Below are 291 nucleotides of genomic sequence, written 5' to 3'. Positions count from 1 at the left end.
ATCACCGGCCCCTTCGCCCTCAAACTCACAATCCCCCTCTTCGCTCACAACACATTCTCCAGCCCCGTCTCCCTCTACCACCTCCTCCCCTACATCCCCCCTCCCCTCACCACCACACAGAACCCCTACACCTTCCCCTTCATCCCCCCCCTCATCCCCCTCTTCCCCGCTCCTTCCCCCGCCCCACTGGCGGTCTTCCCCACCATCCTCCAACTCCTCAACCACAATCCTGCCCCTCCCTCTTTCCCCCCCCGCGTCACCCACCCTCCCCTTCACCTCGCCCTCGCCACC

1 pseudogene is annotated in these 291 nt (G+C 65.3%); it reads right to left on the bottom strand.

Features of this window, described 5'->3' with window-relative positions:
• Positions 1–225: pseudogene (locus tag FS507_RS18190) on the bottom strand (hypothetical protein); the annotation flags it as partial.
• Positions 226–291 lie beyond the last annotated feature (66 nt).

The organism is Corynebacterium glyciniphilum AJ 3170 (assembly GCF_007673095.1).
GTDB lineage: Bacteria > Actinomycetota > Actinomycetes > Mycobacteriales > Mycobacteriaceae > Corynebacterium.
This window is presented reverse-complemented; position numbering and strand designations above follow the sequence as displayed.